The sequence below is a fragment of the Paenibacillus fonticola DSM 21315 genome (genome assembly GCF_000381905.1).
Lineage (GTDB): Bacteria > Bacillota > Bacilli > Paenibacillales > Paenibacillaceae > Fontibacillus > Fontibacillus fonticola.
On sequence record NZ_KB907254.1, the window covers coordinates 96,943 to 112,912 of the forward strand.

Annotated in this window: 12 protein-coding genes and 1 pseudogene; 7 read left to right on the forward strand and 6 right to left on the reverse strand. The window is 51.4% G+C overall.

All coding sequences use genetic code 11. The features are described from left to right. Positions 1 to 742: 742 nt before the first annotated feature. The 6 genes from G358_RS0111785 to G358_RS0111810 all read right to left on the reverse strand — a co-directional run bounded on the left by G358_RS0111785 (position 743) and on the right by G358_RS0111810 (position 8,381). Positions 743 to 1,783: a DUF3829 domain-containing protein gene (locus G358_RS0111785; RefSeq protein WP_019637428.1), complete on the reverse strand. Its 1,041-nt coding sequence runs from the start codon at positions 1,781 to 1,783 to the stop codon at positions 743 to 745. Between the two features lie 4 nt (positions 1,784 to 1,787). Next, positions 1,788 to 2,807, reverse strand: coding sequence for a YiiG family protein (locus G358_RS0111790; RefSeq protein ID WP_026342211.1), 1,020 nt, complete (start codon positions 2,805 to 2,807; stop codon positions 1,788 to 1,790). A gap of 223 nt (positions 2,808 to 3,030) precedes the next feature. Continuing rightward, complete coding sequence (locus G358_RS0111795; protein ID WP_240480009.1) at positions 3,031 to 5,745, reverse strand: ABC transporter permease; 2,715 nt, start codon at positions 5,743 to 5,745, stop codon at positions 3,031 to 3,033. Continuing rightward, on the reverse strand, positions 5,742 to 6,440 hold the full coding sequence (locus G358_RS0111800) for an ABC transporter ATP-binding protein (RefSeq protein WP_019637431.1): 699 nt from the start codon (positions 6,438 to 6,440) through the stop codon (positions 5,742 to 5,744). The genes G358_RS0111795 and G358_RS0111800 overlap by 4 nt, the downstream gene beginning before the upstream one ends. A 160-nt stretch (positions 6,441 to 6,600) precedes the next feature. Continuing rightward, on the reverse strand, positions 6,601 to 7,701 hold the full coding sequence (locus G358_RS0111805; RefSeq protein WP_019637432.1) for a sensor histidine kinase: 1,101 nt from the start codon (positions 7,699 to 7,701) through the stop codon (positions 6,601 to 6,603). Next, positions 7,698 to 8,381 (reverse strand): response regulator transcription factor, encoded by a 684-nt coding sequence (locus G358_RS0111810; protein ID WP_019637433.1) that lies wholly within the window; start codon positions 8,379 to 8,381, stop codon positions 7,698 to 7,700. The genes G358_RS0111805 and G358_RS0111810 overlap by 4 nt, the downstream gene beginning before the upstream one ends. A gap of 326 nt (positions 8,382 to 8,707) precedes the next feature. Between G358_RS0111810 and G358_RS0111815 the strand changes: the two genes are divergently transcribed. The 7 genes and pseudogenes from G358_RS0111815 (at position 8,708) to G358_RS0111845 (ending at position 15,916) form a co-directional block, all read left to right on the forward strand. Then, positions 8,708 to 9,838, forward strand: a complete 1,131-nt coding sequence (locus G358_RS0111815) for an ABC transporter substrate-binding protein (RefSeq protein WP_019637434.1) — start codon at positions 8,708 to 8,710, stop codon at positions 9,836 to 9,838. A 151-nt stretch (positions 9,839 to 9,989) separates the two neighbouring features. Beyond that, positions 9,990 to 10,958 carry an ABC transporter permease gene (locus G358_RS0111820; RefSeq protein ID WP_019637435.1) on the forward strand — a complete coding sequence of 323 codons (969 nt, stop codon included), beginning with the start codon at positions 9,990 to 9,992 and terminating at the stop codon, positions 10,956 to 10,958. Then, entirely contained in the window at positions 10,955 to 11,752 is a 798-nt protein-coding gene (locus G358_RS0111825) for an ABC transporter permease subunit (protein ID WP_019637436.1), read from the forward strand. Before G358_RS0111820 ends, G358_RS0111825 begins: the two co-directional genes overlap by 4 nt. Further along, a complete protein-coding gene (locus G358_RS34410; protein WP_019637437.1) occupies positions 11,749 to 13,065 on the forward strand; it encodes an ATP-binding cassette domain-containing protein in 1,317 nt (438 codons plus the stop codon). The genes G358_RS0111825 and G358_RS34410 overlap by 4 nt, the downstream gene beginning before the upstream one ends. Before the next feature lie 3 nt (positions 13,066 to 13,068). Further along, positions 13,069 to 13,851 carry a DeoR/GlpR family DNA-binding transcription regulator gene (locus G358_RS0111835; protein WP_019637438.1) on the forward strand — a complete coding sequence of 261 codons (783 nt, stop codon included), beginning with the start codon at positions 13,069 to 13,071 and terminating at the stop codon, positions 13,849 to 13,851. Between the two features lie 44 nt (positions 13,852 to 13,895). After that, positions 13,896 to 14,753, forward strand: a pseudogene (locus G358_RS30030) (alkaline phosphatase family protein); the annotation flags it as partial. A gap of 170 nt (positions 14,754 to 14,923) precedes the next feature. After that, positions 14,924 to 15,916: a PHP domain-containing protein gene (locus G358_RS0111845; protein ID WP_019637440.1), complete on the forward strand. Its 993-nt coding sequence runs from the start codon at positions 14,924 to 14,926 to the stop codon at positions 15,914 to 15,916. Positions 15,917 to 15,970 lie beyond the last annotated feature (54 nt).

The following is a 15,970-nucleotide window of genomic DNA, read 5'->3' on the forward strand; positions in this document are numbered from 1 at the left end:
GCTCACCTGCCAATCACACAAAGAACGTTTGTTCCTATATTATACCATGATCAGCAGCATATCGCATTTGACAAGAGCCGCTGGCTGCCTTGCCCGCTTTTTTATTTCTTTGCTTTGTATTCATGCATTAGAGTGAATTGCTGCGACTGCTGAGGTTTATAAGATTGATGAGTCTGAGAGATTGATGGAATTGATGGAATTGATGAGATTGATGAGATTGATGGAATTGGCTGAACTCGTGGGACTGGTCACCCGTTAACGGACAGGAGATCCGCTATTTGTTGAAATAGGCCTCCTTTGCTATGCTTGCGGACACTGGTTCCGCTATTCGACCAAATGGACTGCAAAAACCAGGCTTTTGGGATAAATAGCGGAACGGAGGTCCGTTAGCTCTCCAAATTCCTCGTTATTTCACAAATAGCGACCCCTGTGTCCGATAGGATTGCATATATCCAGTTGCCTAGCCAAATACACAGCTACGCAGACACTCATCCACCTACGCACAGCCGATAAACAACCACCAACTGCCTACAATCAGCTACCTCACACCAACATCTCACAACAGCAAAAACAGATAAGTCAAAAAAAGTTGGACGGAAAAACAATGCTGCACCCCAAAGTTAGAATACAAAATCTAACTTTTGAAGTGCAGCACCAAACGCGATGTTTTTCGTCTAACTTTTATATTAGGGACCTATTGAACAGCTCTGTCCTTCTGATTCCAGCTGCTCCTCTGCCAACTTTAATAGCTGAGCATGAAGTTACTATATTCTAATTTTAGTTTCGATAAGGCGCTCAAATAATACTTTGGAGTTCCTTCTTTATCGTATTTATCAAAGGTATAGGCGACTCCTGCCTGCTCCTTATTTGTGCCTTGATGTACATCTTGTTTTGCATCTTGCAGCCGCATGAGAAGATCCGTAGCAGAAGCTTTTACATGCATAATCGTATGTTTAAGGTAGTTTACATTATGGTCGTAAGACTCCAATCCCTCTTGTTTAATGCGCTCCCGGTCATCACAGTAGCTCAAGTAATTTTCAAGGCTTGCCACCATTCGGTCGTACAACACTTTGTATTCCTGGAGATCCAGCTCAGCCAAATTGTCGGCGCTGGCCCCATGCTGCTTTAAATATGTACCTATGTCCTCTGCTGCCACTACGAATTCAAGCGCAGTCTGCTGGATCATGAAATCGTTCATTTGCATGTATTCCAGCTCCAGCTGGCGATACTCTGCAAGCTCACGCTCAAGCGTGGCGACGAATTTGTTTCTGCTATCGTTTACTTCCTGCGAAAATATGTAAATTTGCTCATGCAGTGTACGCCCTTTGGCCAAATCATCATCGACGTACGACTTAAGCTTATAATACGAATCCGCCTCTTCCATCGTCTCCATCAGCTGCCTCAATTTCGGATACAAGCTAATGACAGCATCATCCACCCCGGCAATAGGCGGCTCCTCCATCGCAAGCCTGCCCCAATCTTTAACTTTATACCCTTCCTTAATTTCAAGCATCGTACCGGTATAAATATGATCGTTTTCTTTCATCACAAGCTCATTTTCGGAACCAAACTTATCAAAGTAGTAATCAAGAACCTTTTGAAGAGGTTGTTCCATGTAGGCATCCAGGGATATATAGGCCGCATATTTATGTCGTACAGATATAGCCTCATCTTCCCGAAAACCCGCGTCTTTATTCAGCGGCCGGCCTGCGGTCGACTGGCAAGCAGTCATCGTCAGCAGCAATACACAGCAAGCCAACACCAATGTTCCAAACTGTCTCATTATTTTAATTGCCTACTTTTACTTTGATATTATTGTTATAAGCGTCTACTAAACGAGACACCTTGGTGAAATAGCTGCTCAAAATTGCATTCCGGCCGCCTGTCGTTACTTTACCTTGGGTATCGCTATTAATTGTCGCATCCCCAGTCTCTAATATTTGTAAAATATCAGTTGCCGTTACTTTAACGCCTTGCATGGAACTATCCAATACAGGAAGCGTTGACCAGGCTTCTTTCTTCCTCCTCTTATCATCCTTGGAATATTCCATAAACTGATTTAAATCATCGGTTAGCAAATCATACATTGCCCTATATTCTTCTAAATCATAATCTAAAATATTCTCGTCGTAGATCTCCGCATCAAAAAAGGCTTTCTCAATGTCCTGAGCACGCATAACTACACTAAGTGCATAATACCGAATTAAAAGATCCTGCTCCTTCAGTTTATCCAGATCCTTCAGCTTCTGCTGAGCTGCGATCAGGTCGAAATCGTCAAAAAATTGATCAGCCAAAGGCCCGTACTCTTCATATTGAGCTATAAATTGACGATGCAGCTCCTTGCCTTTGACAAACTGGTCGTCCACAAAAGTCTTGGCGCTATAGTAAGTGGATATTTCCTTCATCGTATCTATTAAGTCAAGCATGGTGGGTCCTAAAAGAATGAGCGATGCATCTGCATCACCATACGATGGCTCACCAGAAGCACGATCAACTGCGGTATTCACAGCATTCACCAGTCCATCCAGCACAGGCGCGGAAGTAAACTCGCTAAAATCGTCACTAATATAAATTTCCTCATCCAGACCGAATTCATCGATATAAGTCTCCATCATTCTATCGAACATACCGCCAGTCATCATATTGTTCAAATTAATGTAGGCGCTGTATTTCGCATTTGCATGCTCCTCTTCCACGCTTAGCCCGCTTCTATTGGAGCTGCCCTTGATCTCATCAATCAGGCTGCAGGAACTCAGCAAGAAGCAAAGCAATATACTGCATAATATGTAGTGCAATCGTCTACTCATTCTGTAATAGGCCCCCATTCTATTTAACCCTTCTCCTTTATTTATCGGCAAAACGATGGGGTTTTTTTACAGACTTTCAGGGTTGTTATAACTGCTCCCGATACTCATTTTTGTCCATATGCCATTCCGTGCTCTCTGTACTCCGTATATTCTGTATTTTCCGTCTATTCCGCGTATTCCGGTTTTGTCGTTGTGAATTCAATCCGCTTCGCCTTATACCGCATCATTCCACCTCCCGCAGCCGCTCAACAATCGTTGCCCTGGAAAGGATCCGATACGCCGTCTTGGTGACAAAATAGGAAATAACGAGTAAAACGACCGTCGTACTTGCTACGGGCAGTACATTCATGCGAAATGTAGTGAACGCCATATTACCCGCGATTCCCTTCACGATAAAATAAGTGGCCAGTAATCCGAACGTCCAGGTAAGCAGGCCCGTCAGCAGCACAACATAACACCCCTCATACAGCAGCATCTTGTTCAGCTGCCGCTTGGTCATACCGATGCTCTCCAGAACCGCAAACTCATTGCGGCGCGACAGCACGCCTGTAATGACGGTATTTATATAATTCAGCACGCCAATCAGAGCGATAATAAAGCTAAGCCCGTACCCTACCGTCTGAAAAATAGTGATGAACCCCGCCAGCTCCTGCTTGTAATCCTCCCGGGATTTCACGGCCAGCCGCCCTTCAATCCCTTTCGTCAACGCTTGTACAGCCCGGCCAGCCTGCTCATGCTTAGATGGGTCCACATGGAGAGTCGCGGATAAAATATCCGGCTGCTCCTCTACTTCCCTGAACGCTGCTGCTGGAAAATAAACATTGAACCCGCCGACCCCAAAAAACTGGGTCCCCGCCGCATAGAATGCTTCCGTTTTCAGGATCGCCATAACCTCATAGCTTTGCTTGTCTCCCGGGAGCTGAAACCGGTCGCCTGGCTGGTAGTAGCTTACATATTCATCCTCCGCAACTTGCGACTGTGTCAGCAGCACATAATCCCCCGTTTTGAACTTCTCGTGATCAAACTTGCCCGCTGCAACATCATGCTCCGACAGCGTGTCCAACCAGCCGTCCCCCAAGCCATACAGCTGGATGGCGAGTTGTCCGTCAGCAAGAAGCGACTCTATAATTTGCCGTTTCAGTCCCTCTTCGGCCATTTCTGCCTCCAGCAGCTTTTTAATCCGCGCGTCGACCGGGAACAGATCCCCTTTATAGTAAACCTTATCCAAGCTCTGAACCCCATCGATACTGCTCAGCGTACTGGCCAATTCCTCCGAGATCAGAGCAGCAGAAGCACCGCTTGGATCCTTGTAGCCTTCGTCTTTCACCACAAAGTCGCCTGAAATATAAGCATTCAAATATTTGTTGACGTCGAAAGAAGCAATGATAGTAAAGATCATGCTGAACAATGTGATGCTTAGTACCAGGGAAGCGAGCATGAGCAGCAGCTTTTTTTTGCTGCGCCACAAATTGCCCCAGGCCATATTATACAGCCTCGCTCCGCTTATGGACCGTTTGACAGATACCCTCCCCGCTCCTTTGGCCCCTCTGCCGGAATCAGCGCTCACACCGGCGTATTTTACCGCCTCGACCGGAGCGATTTTTGCGGCTATTTTGCCTGGCTTGCTCGCCGCCGCTCTCACTGTCAGATAGGCGAACAAAGCAGCACCAATAAAAATTAAAGGGTTCCACGAATAGACGGATTCCAGCTTCATATCCGAGAAGCGTAGCATCATGGGCGTAATCCAGCAGCCAGCCGCATACCCGAGCGCAAGTCCAATCGGCAGCGAGAGCAAGTAGAGATAATGCGCCTGAATCGAGATGATTGCCCGCAGCTGTTTGGCTGTCGTACCCATCGTTTTTAGCAGACCATAGAACCGGATATCTTTAACAACGGAAATGTGGAAAATATTATAGATTAACAAATAGCCGCTCAGCATAATAATGAGGACCAGCAGCAAATAAGGCACGATATTCATTACATTTTCAGTGAGAGATACACTGGAATACGCCCAGTTTACGCCATAAGGAACATCCAGGCCGGTGTCGGCCAGCACCTTTTTGACCTTGCTCTCGATATTCCAGGCGTTTCCGAACATGACGCCCATTTGTATCGTATTTGTATAGGTGCCTTCCTTAATCGATTGCTCCGGATCAACATGAGAAATGTACTTCTGCACAAACTCTTCCGAGACAAAAGCGATTCCCGCCATCGCCACATATTGATCCGCTTCGTAATAGCCTGCCAATTGAAAGTCATTCGTAATGATGACGCCATGACCGATATCGATATCCAGTTTCACCTTGGCCCCAAGCTCATGAGGGATGCCCAGCAGGTCAAGCGTCCATGTATTCAGCGCAATGTCATTCTCCCCGGCAGGAAGGCCTCCTTCATCAAACCGAATGAAACCGTGCTTCGCATACTGATCATCCACATAGTCGATTTCCACCCGGTTCGTTTGCAATGCGGGATGGACCAGCTCGCCGACTAAAAGCGCTCTGCCGGATTCCCGGACGGACGGATGCCCGCTCAGCCGCTGCGCTTCGGATTGTGTAAGATACTTGAAGCTGCCGTGGAAATCGCTGCCCGCCGTCTTCATCGCTGCCAATTCCATGGACTTGTTTACACTCAGCCCCATCGTGAAGATGGATGTGAACAGCAATGTCGTCAGGACGACGGCACTCATCATGAGCAGATTACGCGTCTTATTCGCCTTCAAGCTTTTCATAGCGATAGAGTATACCCGCTTCCCGCTACGCTTGTTAAGTTTGCTAGGTTTGCTAGGTTTGCTAGGCTCGATAGGCTGATTAGGTTGGTTAGGTTGGTTAGGCTTGCTAGTTTTACTAGCTTTGCTTGGATTGTTTAGATGGCTTGAATTGTTGTGCGGATTGTCGTGCGGGATATTTAGGTTGATTGGATTGACATGCCCCTCTCTCATCGTCTGCCTCCGCTAATAGAAGCAGAGGAGCTGCCCACAAGCTTACCGTCCTCGATCCGAACGACTCGATCCGCCATTTGGGCGATCTCTTCATTATGAGTAATCATCACCATCGTCTGATTGAACTTCTCGCTCATCTGCTTCATCAGGATCAGAACCTCTTGGCTTGTCTTCGTATCGAGATTTCCTGTCGGTTCGTCCGCCAGTACAATCGCAGGCTTAGCGGCCAGCGCCCTCGCAATCGCTACTCGCTGCTGCTGTCCCCCGGATAGCTGAGAGGGCAGGCTGTTCACCTTCTCACCGAGCCCAAGCGCCTGAATAACCCGCTCTACATGCGGCGCATCCACCTTCGTTCCGTCCAGCTCGACCGGTAAAATGACGTTCTCATAAACGTTAAGAATCGGAATCAGATTGTAGTTCTGAAATATAAAGCCAACCGACCGGCGCCTGAAAATGGTCAGAGCATCCTCGTTCATGCCGAAAATATTAAGGCCATCTACAATGACCTTGCCGGACGTCGCCCGGTCCAAGCCGCCTATCAGGTGCAGAAGCGTGCTTTTACCGCTTCCGCTCGTCCCGACAATAGCTATAAACTCCCCCTGTTCCACACTTAAGGACACACCATCAAGCGCCTTTACAGTGTGCTCGCCCTGTATGTAATGCTTTTTCAAATCCTGAACTTCAAGCATCGGCATGCTTCTCTCTCCCATCGCAAAAATAGTCCGTACACCGCCTGTTTCAACAACCTGTGCACATCCTAAAATATACCAGTCGATTCTGTCATTCCTGTGTCTGAAATATAACGGAATTGACAGATTTGCCCTCTCTGTTTTTGCTTTGCACCTGCAAAACGAATCATTGGGAACGCGGCAAAAACATCGAGATGACCGTCCCCTCCCCCACCCGGGAGAAAGCCTTCATATATCCGCCCTGCGCCGTTATAATCTCCCTGGCCAAATAGAGTCCGATGCCGACCCCTGCAAACTGGGCGGTACGCGGGCTCCTGTAAAATCGCTGAAAAATATAGTTCAGCTCGCCCTCCTCCACTCCTATGCCGTTATCCGCCACGTCAATGCGAACGAACATTTCATAGCACTCTACAGCGACCTCGATCCTTCCTTGCGGCCTGCTGTATTTCACCGCATTTTCGAGAACATTAGACAGCGCCTCGCTCGTCCACTTCGGATCATGACAAGCCTCGATCTCCGGACGGCAGTCCATCGTCATGGTCATCCCGCTCTCTTCCGCTGCCGGGTAAACCTGGGCGATCGCCGCCGTCAAGCTATGAATGACGGGATTGGCAGCCTGATGGATCGAAATCATGCCGGTCTCCAGCCTGGACAGCTTGATCAAGGAGCCGATCAGCCAGTCCAGCTTGTCCGCTCCGGCGCTAATTTGCTCCGCCTTCTCCCGCGCGTCGTCATTCAATCCGGGCTGCTCCATCAGCAGTTGGCTATAAAGCATAATGTTCGCCAAGGGCGTTTTGGTCTGATGCGAGATATCGGAAATAAGCTGTTTGATCTTGCCTCTCTCCGCCTCCAGCTTCAGCTCCCTTGACTTGGCTATGCCAATATAACGAATCAGTTTATGCTCCAGCGCTGACAAACCCGATTCAGTAAACCCCATCACTCTTTCCCGCCCGTGGATCGCCCCTTCAATGATCTCGTCCAAACAGTTCATCGTCATCTGCGTTCTGTAGCGCAGGAGCCGCAGCCAGCCCCAGCCAGCGGCCAGCATCATGGCCGTAAATCCCGTCATAAGCCAGAGCACCTGCTTATTCCACTGGGTTACCAGAAGCACAGCGACCAAGAAACCTATCGTTACGAGCAGCAGCATTGCAAAGAGCACCCAATGCTTGCCGTGCAGTTCCCTTTGCCCGCTGTGCAGTTCCTCCGGCCTTCCGTACTGCTCCTCTAGCCTCCCGTGACGCTCCCTCTCACTTCGCTTATACGTCACGTCTCTTCACCCTTCCACAAATAACCCAAGCCATAGACCGTCTTAATATACCGGGAGGCAGACGGGCCTGCCTCCAGTTTGTCACGCAGCCGCTTGATCGTTACAGTCAAGGCATTCTCCTCCACAAATTCATGCTCGCCGCTCCATATTCGATCGATCAGCTGTTCCCGGGTTAACAATTGCCCCTCGTGGCTGACGAGCAGTTTGAGCAGCTTCTGCTCGGTTTTGCTCAGCAGAATCGGTTCATTCTGATTGCTGAATTCCATTCGCCCAAAATCGAACACCAACCCGCCGCACCGATAAACCTCCTCCGCCGGCCGTCCAGCCCTTCGCAGCACGGCCATGACCCTGGCGCGCAGCACCATCAGACTAAAGGGTTTTGTAATATAATCATCGCCCCCCAGCTCAAAGCCCGTGACAATGTCGCTCTCCATATCGTTCGCCGTCAGAAAGATGATGGGCACCCGGGAGGTCTTCCGCAGCAGCTCGCAAAAATCCAGTCCGCTCCCGTCAGGCAGGTTCACATCCAGCAGGATTAAATCAACAGTCCCTGCTGACAGGGCTTGCTCGGCTTCCGCCAAACTATAGGCCTGTACGATCGCAACCCCATCCTGGGCCAAAGTAAGGGCGATTCCTTTATTCAAACTGACATCGTCCTCAACGATCAGCAACGTTGCCATAAGCATCAATCCCTCCTTGGACAATATGATCATTAAAATCATTCATCATTGGTATCACTGAATCTATCATACGCCGTTCCAAACTCCCTCGAAATGTTAAACGAAGGCAAATATCCAAAAGTTTGTTTTACAAACATCTGGTTTTCCGTTGAAACCAAGAAAACAATGAAGCACTAAAGTTAAATCAAGACAAAATCAACAACAATACGTGCACAAACAACAACCTATTCATTTAGCAGCCAACAGTTCCCGTCAAGAAATTGCCGGGCAAAGCTTCCGATTCAGACAAAAACTATTTCGGAAAACGGTAGGAGGAAATGAACTTTATGATGAAAAAAACAAAGAAGCACCCGAGAATGATCGGGACACTCGCAATGACTTTCATGCTGATTTTGACGTTGTCGGCATGTTCAGGGGACAAACAGAACACCGCCGACATTGCGGCAGCCTCTGGAAATTCTGCCGGTGCGGTTGTCTCCGTTGAGGAGCTGGCCAAGCTGGCGAAGGAAGAAGGCCAGGTTGTCAGCGTCGGCATGCCGGATAGCTGGGCGAACTGGAAAGAAACTTGGGAAGATATGAAGTCAGTGTATGGATTGGAGCATCAGGACACGGATATGTCCAGCGCCGAAGAGATTGCCAAATTCGACGCCGAGAAGAACAAGCCTACCGCAGATATCGGCGATGTGGGAATCGCCTTCGGACCGGTCGCCATCGAGAAGGGCGTCACCCAGCCTTATAAAACCTCGTACTGGGACGAGATTCCCGATTGGGCGAAAGATCAGGACGGGCACTGGATTGTTGGTTATCAAGGGACGATTTCATTCATGACCGATAAAAATCTGGTCAGCCAACCGCCGCAAAGCTGGGCCGACCTGCAAAACGGAGACTACAAAATAATAGTCGGCGACGTAACGAAGGCCGCCCAGGCGCAAATGGCTGTAGTAGCGGCAGCCATCGCCTTCGGCGGGGATGAGAGCAATATTGAACCGGGGATCGCCTTCTTTGAGGAGCTGGCGAAGAAGGGACGCATTTCATTATCCGAGGCGTCTGCGGCCAATATCGAGAAGGGCGAAGTGCCTGTCACCCTGCTCTGGGATTTCAATTCTCTTGGATACCGTGACCAGTTCGATAAAGAGCGATTCGAGGTGGCGATTCCCCAGGAGGGCAGCGTGGTGAGCGGCTATGCCACGATTATTAACAAATACGCGCCACATCCGAACGCCGCCAAGCTGACTCGCGAATATATATTGAGTGATGAAGGCCAAATCAATCTGGCGAAAGGCTATGCCCGCCCGATTCGTCCAAGCGTACAGCTCCCCGAGGACGTCGCAGCCAAACTGCTGCCGCAGGAAGCGTACAGCAATGCCAAACCGATCGGCGACTATAAAGTGTGGGAAGAAACGGCGAAGACGCTGCCGCAGCTCTGGCAGGAGCGCGTCCTGGTCCATTTGAATTAAACCCTTAGAAGCTTCATCCTCGCAACAAGGGCTGGGTCCGGGGACACTTGGGCACTTGGGCAATGGGGCAATGGGGCAATGGGGCAATGGGGCAATGGGCACAGGAGCAATAACAATAAAGCAATAAATGGAATGGCAGGTGATTTTCACTATGCTTAAAAAACATCGCATCCGCATCAGACGGCTGTTGGGCTTTACACTGGCCTTGCTGCCCTTTGCGCTGCTCATCGCCGGGTTTCAGCTCATCCCGGTCACGTCCATGCTGATCGGCAGCTTCACTGCGGATTCAGGCGGCGGCTTTACGCTGCAGCAATATATCACTGCGCTAACCAACGCCTTTTACCTTAAGGCAATTCAGAACAGCATTTTCATCTCCCTTTTCTCCAGCCTGGCTGGTATCGTCATCGGTGCTTTTGCGGCTTATTCCATTACGCGCTTCTCTGCGGCGATGCGCAACCGCATTCTGATGCTGTCTAATATGACTTCGAATTTCGCGGGAATTCCGCTCGCGTTCGCCTATATTATCCTGCTCGGCAATAATGGAGTGTTCACTTTGCTGTTCAAGGAATGGGGCTGGGACGTGTTTGCCGGATTTAACCTGTACAGTTGGACCGGTCTGACTTTGGTTTATGTTTATTTCCAAATTCCGCTGGCCATCCTGCTCATTTATCCGTCCTTCTACGGTATTCAGGAGCAGTGGAAGGAAGCCTCTTATTTGCTGGGCGCCTCTCCGGCTAAATTTTGGCGGACGGTCGGGCTGCCCTGTATTGCCCCGGCCCTGCTCGGCACGCTCGGCATTTTGTTCGCCAATGCAATGGGCGCCTATGCTACGGCCTATGCCCTCGTGGGCAGCAACTACAATCTGCTGGCCATCAGAATCAGCTCGCTCGTCACCGGAGACGTTGTGACGAGGCCGCAGCTCGGTTCGGCCCTTGCCGTGCTGCTTGCAGCCACCTCCATCGCTGCGGTTTGGATCAACAGCATGATGACGCGAAGAGTCGCCGCTTATACCGGGAACGGGAATGCCGCGGCAGCGGTGAAGCCGTCCCGTAGAAGGCTGTTTTCCGCCAGCAAGGGGCAATCCAGCCCTAGAACGATCACAGGAGGGGATTCCATTTGATCCGGACAATGAAATATCACCATGTTCTAATCAGCCTCCTCCTGCTCTATTTGCTGATGCCCCTGCTCGTCACAGGGCTGTACGCATTTGCCGGCAAATGGACCAATACGCTGCTGCCCGAAACCTGGACGCTGGAATGGTTCCGGCAAATCGCACTTGACGCCCGATTTTTGCATGCCCTGTGGAACTCCTTCTGGCTATGCGCTGTGAGCGTTCTGCTTAGCCTTGTCATTATGCTGCCGACCGTGTTTGTCGTCACCGTTTATTTTCCCCGCTGGGAGTTCCTGTTGAAAAGTACGGTCGTCCTGCCCTATGCCGTCCCCGGCATCGTAGCTGCCGTCGGTCTGATCCGGGCGTATTCATCGGGGCCGCTCGCCATATCCGGCACCGCCTACATTCTGATCGGCGCTTACTTCGTAGCTATTCTGCCCTATATGTACCAAGGGCTCCGCAACAGCTTGCTGACCTTGAACGCCTCCTCCCTGCTTGATGCAGCCGAAATGCTGGGCGCGAGCAAGCTCGCCGCCTTCCGGACCGTAATCCTGCCCAACATTATGCCGGGCGTCACGGTGTCGATGCTGCTTTCTTTCTCCGTCCTTTTCGGAGAATTCGTACTGACAAACATGCTCGTTGGAGGGCAAATCGAAACGGTGCAAATCTACTTATACAAAAGGCTGTCCGAAAGCGGCCACCTAGCGAGCACTATGGCGATTCTGTACTTTACCCTCATCCTGATCATTTCTCTCGGGCTGACCAGAATAGGCCAATTCATGAAAAAAGGGATTAGGCTATGAGTTATTTGCAGCTGAACGGCTTAAACAAACAATTCAATGGCACCAACGTGCTCAACAACGTCCATCTGGAGGTTGCCAAAGGTGAAATGATCACCCTGCTCGGCCCTTCCGGGTGCGGCAAGAGCACGCTGCTCCGCTGCATTTCCGGACTGACCGAACTGGAGCAGGGTTCCATCATCCTTGAAGACCAGGAAATTACCGCACTGGCCCCCCGGGAACGGGAGGTCGGCATGGTGTTTCAATCCTACGCGCTGTTTCCGAATTTGACCGTTAGCGACAATATCGGTTATGGCCTGAAAATGAAAAGGATGAACAAAGGTGATCGTACTCGAAAAATAAACGAACTGCTGGAGCTGGTCGATTTGTCGGACAAAGCCCAGGCCTATCCGCATACACTGTCCGGGGGACAGCAGCAGCGGGTAGCGCTGGCCCGTTCCCTGGCCATGCAGCCGAAGCTGATGCTGCTGGACGAGCCGCTAAGCGCGCTCGACGCCAAAATCCGCAAAAGCCTCCGGCTGCAAATCCGCCAGCTGCAGCGGCGAATGGGGATGACGATGATTTTCGTCACCCACGATCAGGAGGAGGCGCTTATGATCTCCGACCGGATCTGTGTCATGCACAACGGACGCATCGTACAGGAGGGCAGTCCGGAGGAGATCTATTCCGCACCGCGCACCGAGTTTGTTGCCCGGTTCATCGGCAACTACAACGTGCTCGGACCGCAGGAGGCGGGCCGGCTGGAGGGATTGGCGGCACAGCCTGGGATCAGCTATGCTCTCCGGCCGGAGTCGATTACCCTGCTCCCCGTCGGGGAGTACGCCATGACCCGGCCCCCTTCGTTCAGTATGCCGGGGTATCCTTCGTCCAGTATGTCAGAGTACCCGTCCTCCGGTATGCCAGAGCGTGAATCATCGGAGATGCTGGGGCATGATTCATTCGGCATAGGGCATGATTTGGCCGGTATGCCAGAGCGTGATTCCTCCAGTGAGTTGGGTCATGACTCGGCCGGTATGTTAAGGCGTGAATCGGGCAGCAGGCCGGGGAGAGAGTCGGTCGTGCGGGGCTATGATTTACTCGGGATGTCAAGGCATCTGCCTCCTGCGGGAGACAGTGCCGCATTGTACTGGCCGGGCAAGGTCAGCTCTGTCATGATGCTTGGCAACATTGTCCGCTACGGCATAGATGTAGGCGGCATCCCTATGACGGTCGACACACTCGCCGGGCACGGCCCGTTCAGGCCAGGAGAGCAGTCGGCAGTAACGCTGCGCATCGACCGTTCGCAGTGCATACCTTTAGAGAAGGATGGTGCCTGATTATTGTCGATTTTGGCTGAAGAACGCAAAAAAATCATTCTCGAATTGTTAAGAAGCCGCGGGCAGGTAAAAGTGCTGAGCCTGGCGCAGAAATTGTCCGTCTCCGAGGAAACCGTGCGCCGGGATCTCGACATTCTCGAGAAGGACGGCCTGCTGAGACGCGTGTACGGCGGTGCCGTTCCGCACAAATTCGCCAGCTTCGAGCCGCCCTATTTGCAGCGCCAGTCCTATCGCGCGGATGAGAAGAAGCGTATCGGACAGCGGGCAGCCAGCCTCGTGAAGTCGGGCGACACGATCGCGATTGATGTCGGAACGACGACGCTGGAATTCGCCAGAGCAATTGCCGATCTTCAGCGCCTGACCATTTTGACAAATTCCCTGGCCGTGGCCTTCACCCTGATGGAATCGCTGAATGCGGGGCGCTTCGCGGGCAAGGTCATTCTGATTGGCGGCGAGCTTAATCCGCAGCAGCAATCGCTCTCCGGTGTGGCAGGTGAACGGATGATGAAGCAGTTTTCGGTGGACAAGGCGTTTCTTTCCGTGGGAGGGGTAACCCTGGAGCGGGGAATCAGTGATTATGATATTAATGAATCCAGCATGTCCACAGCATTTGCCGAAGCTGCGGGTGAGGTGATTGTACTGGCGGATGAGAGCAAAATGGGCAAGGACTCTTTTGTAACGATCATGCCGATCGAGCCGGTCCATATGATTGTCAGCAGCAGCCCGCCTCCGGAGGACTGGCTTCCTTATTTGCAAAACTGTCGTATTAAGTGGATTGAGGCGTAAAAATAAATATATCCTTATCATTTTTCCGAAGGAGCGATAACGCTATGGTACAAACGCAATGGAACAGCCCGGAAAGCGCCAGTCAAAGTGAGTCTCGCAGTGAGGCCCACAACAACGGTTCCCGCTTAATTACCATCGTCCTGGACGGATTGCGCTATGATGCCGCACGGGAGTATCTCGGCTATATGGAGCATCTTGTAGAACAAAGCAGCGCTGCCTGCTACAAGGTTATATCAGAGCTCCCGAGCCTGTCCCGTCCCTTATATGAGGTGCTCCTGACGGGAACCCCAGCCTGCGAGAATGGCATTACTTCCAATCAAATCGTCAGGCTCAGCGAAGAAGAGAGCCTGTTCCATATAGCGCGGAACGCAGGTCTGACCACAGCCGCTGCGGCATACCATTGGGTGAGCGAGCTATATAACAAAGCGCCCTTCAATCCGTTCCAGGATCGGCATCAGCATGATGAACGGCTGCCGATTATGCATGGCGCTTTTTATTTCGAGGATCATTACCCGGATACTCATCTGTTCGCGGATGCTGAGCATTTAAGACAGTCCTGGCATCCTCATTTTTTATATGTGCATTCCATGAACATCGATGATGCCGGGCATCGTTATGGAGGCAAAAGCAAGCAATATGAGGGGGCGGTTCGCGTCGTGGACAGCATTCTTGCCATGGCTGTCCCGCAATGGGTCGCTGCGGGTTATTCCGTCATCGTCACTGCCGATCATGGCATGACGGAATCCGGGCAGCATGGCGGCCGGACGCGGGAAGAACGCGAGGTACCGTTCTATGGCATTGGCCGGGCGTTTACCCCCGGCGCCGTGGAGGAGCCGATCCCCCAACTGGCCGTTGCTCCTCTCATGGCGGCTTTACTGGGGCTGCCCCCTTCCCCACGGATGAGCCTGCATACGGTGCCCGGTGTGCGGCTGCCTCATTATTCTAAACAGGAAAGAGACCAAGAAGAAGAACGCCAGCAGGAACGCGACCAAGAATATGAACATGAACAGGAACACGGGCAAAAATGTGGGCAGGAGCGCGAGGGGGACGCAGCGTTTACGGAGTCCCGCACATGATTGTCGATCTGCACTTTCATCTGGAGGAAGGGCCATACACTTTTAAATGGCTGACACAAACGATGAAATCACTGGCTGCCGCACATACGCCGCTGCAAAATCTGTCCCCGTATACCCCGTCATGGGCGAAGCTGTTGGGAGGACTGCTGAGTGCCCGGCTGAAGCAGGGCTGCTACACACAGGAGTGGCTGGAGCATTATTTGCGCGCAGGCCGCAGGCGTGGTGTTGAAGTGTTCGGTGTAGTAGATCACCTGTACCGTTTCCGCGAATGCAAAAGCTATTATGAGAAGCATATCATTACGGACGACAGCCCGCTCGGTGAACTGCAACGCGATTGGCTGGAGCAGGTATGCATCGCTTCACTTGAGGACTACGTCTCGTTCATACAGCAAATGAAGCGCCAGTATCCCGAGCTGCTGCTTGGGATCGAAGCGGACTATTTCGCTGGCGGCGAAGAGGAATTGAGCGAGTTGCTGAATATGGCAGCATGGGATTATACGATCGGTTCCGTCCATTTCGTCAACGGCTGGGGCTTTGATAATCCGGCTACCCAAGACCGGTTTGAAAAAATGGAGCACTTTTCCTCCTACCAGCAGCTGTTCTCACAAGTGCAGGCTGCTGCGCGGTCCGGACTGTTTGATATTATCGCTCATCCCGATAACCTGAAGGCGTTCGGCTTTCGCCCATCGGATGAAACGCTGCTGATGCCGCTGTATGAAGAGACAGCGCGCATATTGGCGCAAAGCGGCGTGGCAACCGAAATCAATACAGGCCTCTCTTACCGCTACCCGGTAGCCGAGGCGTGCCCGAGTCCGCTTTTTCTCAAAGTATTATCGCTGCATAAGGTGCCGATCACCCTATCGTCGGATGCCCACTTCCCTGAGCATACCGGATATTTGCTGCCGGAAGCCCGGGACATGGCTCGGGTTGCCGGCTATACGGAAATCGTCACCTTCAAAGAGCGAAAGCGAATTTCCGTCCCGCTCTAACATGAAACCTGGAGCAGAAGAAGCTCTGACCCTGAAAGCAAAGTACAGCAAAAA

Excerpts from the sequence above, each read along its gene's own strand:
- G358_RS0111815 (WP_019637434.1), top strand. The coding sequence starts at position 8,708 with ATGATGAAAAAAACAAAGAAGCACCCGAGAATGATCGGGACACTCGCA.
- G358_RS0111800 (WP_019637431.1), bottom strand. The coding sequence starts at position 6,440 with ATGCCGATGCTTGAAGTTCAGGATTTGAAAAAGCATTACATACAGGGC.
- G358_RS0111790 (WP_026342211.1), bottom strand. The coding sequence starts at position 2,807 with ATGAGTAGACGATTGCACTACATATTATGCAGTATATTGCTTTGCTTC.
- G358_RS0111785 (WP_019637428.1), bottom strand. The coding sequence starts at position 1,783 with ATGAGACAGTTTGGAACATTGGTGTTGGCTTGCTGTGTATTGCTGCTG.
- G358_RS0111820 (WP_019637435.1), top strand. The coding sequence starts at position 9,990 with ATGCTTAAAAAACATCGCATCCGCATCAGACGGCTGTTGGGCTTTACA.
- G358_RS34410 (WP_019637437.1), top strand. The coding sequence starts at position 11,749 with ATGAGTTATTTGCAGCTGAACGGCTTAAACAAACAATTCAATGGCACC.
- G358_RS0111810 (WP_019637433.1), bottom strand. The coding sequence starts at position 8,381 with ATGGCAACGTTGCTGATCGTTGAGGACGATGTCAGTTTGAATAAAGGA.
- G358_RS0111795 (WP_240480009.1), bottom strand. The coding sequence starts at position 5,745 with ATGAGAGAGGGGCATGTCAATCCAATCAACCTAAATATCCCGCACGAC.
- G358_RS0111845 (WP_019637440.1), top strand. The coding sequence starts at position 14,924 with ATGATTGTCGATCTGCACTTTCATCTGGAGGAAGGGCCATACACTTTT.